At 45.8% G+C, this 1726-nt stretch carries 1 protein-coding gene and 1 pseudogene; both read right to left on the bottom strand.

Annotated features, from left to right (window positions below):
- A pseudogene (locus tag AC5V8P_RS25455) lies at nucleotides 1–167 on the bottom strand (MFS transporter); the annotation flags it as partial.
- A gap of 90 nt (nucleotides 168–257) precedes the next feature.
- A partial coding sequence (locus AC5V8P_RS25450; protein ID WP_495474037.1) for a methyl-accepting chemotaxis protein occupies nucleotides 258–1726 on the bottom strand: 1469 nt, incomplete at its 5' end.

The raw sequence follows: 1726 nt of genomic DNA, 5'->3' as shown, positions 1-1726 counted from the left end.
AAAATGGCCACGACCGCATAGACTGTAATCAACATGCTAATCTGAAAGGAGCTTACATGTAGCTTACGTCCGATTTCCGGTAAAACAGGAATCAGCATGGAATTACCCAGCGTCATCATCAGTGGGATGGAACCTAATGCAACCAGATTCCCTTTATTTTGTTGCATCCCGTTACCACCTTTGCAAAAGTAATAACACAGCTGTTCAGATTGGTTCAACAGATGTTATTGTGTTTACAATGGTGGGAATTTATACGGCTATACTTTAAATCCACCGACCCTTGCATTCAGCATTTGCGACATATCCGCCACAGTATGAATGGACGATGCAATTTCCTCCATAGAAGCCAATTGCTCTTCAGCCGCCGCACTGACACTTTGGGTTCCTCCGGCCGTCTGCTCCGCTACTTCACGTATGCGTTCCGCCGCCTTGACCATCCGCTCAGATCCACCGGACATTTGTTCTACAGACTGGTTTACACTGTGAATCTGCTCGCTGACTTGTTGAATGGAACTTCCAATTTGACGAAATGCAGTTTCAGCGGATTGCATGACCTTTACGCCAGATTGCACTTCAGTGGTCCCAGACTGCATGGTGGAAGCAACATTTCCAACATGCTCTTGAATATTTTGCACAAACTGTGTGATTTCTGCGGCTGAAACCGATACTTGCTCGGCCAATCTTCTTACCTCAGAGGCCACAACCGCAAATCCTTTGCCCTGTTCCCCCGCTCTGGCTGCTTCAATGGATGCGTTAAGCGCCAGCATTCCAGTCTGTTTGGCAATTCCGGTAATCACAGATCCGATCATGCCAATCTGCTCTGCCTGTTCACTAAGTGAACGCACAGCACGTGCAGAGCTGTCTACACTTTCGCTTACCTTCTCCATCTGACGCATAGCCTGACCTATAGATTGTTCCCCTGCTGCTGCATCTTTAGCGGCTGTATCAGACAATTCATATACCTGCTCACTTGTGGCAGCAATCCGTTCAAGCTCGTTGGCAAGTTCTTTTATGGTAGCTGTAGTTTGTGTAATATCATCGACCTGATGCTCCATACCCGTCGCAAGCTCTTCCATGACACCGGAAGTATGACGATTGGCCTGATTCATTTCCTCAGTACTGACGTTAACACGCTCTGCGGTTATAGTTAATGTACGAGCCGTATCCTGAGCATCGACAATGATACGGCGGAATCCTTCAATAAGCTTGTTGTAGGAGCTCGCAATCATACCAATTTCGTCCTTGGACGTAATATCCAGTCTACTACGCAAATCTCCTCCACCTTGAGACATTTGCAACAACTGCTCATTCATATGGTGTAATGGACGAATGGAACGAATTAAAACGACAGATTGAGCAATACTGTACATTATAACTAATAGCCCTACTATGCTCGTAATCAAGGTCGTATTCGTCATCGTTTGGTGCGCCTGCTGTACTTTTACCGTTACCATATCTTCTTGAGCTTTGACAAATGCGAGGACCTTGGTATCCAGTTGCTTACGCAAAACCCTTTCGTTTTCAAAATCATCGAGCAATTCAGAAAATGGCGGGAAGCCATCATCTCTCGTGCTCTTATACCCTGCTGTAGTTAGTAGACTATGAACTTGATTCATATAGGCACTAATACCTGTTTTGAGCTCAGTCATCTTCTTTTTCGTATCCTCAGTACCCGTATTGAGCAGAGCTTCTGTCTCCTGTAACAGCTTTGCAACCTCACTTTGCT

This window comes from Paenibacillus sp. N119s, assembly GCF_059447605.1.
This window is presented reverse-complemented; position numbering and strand designations above follow the sequence as displayed.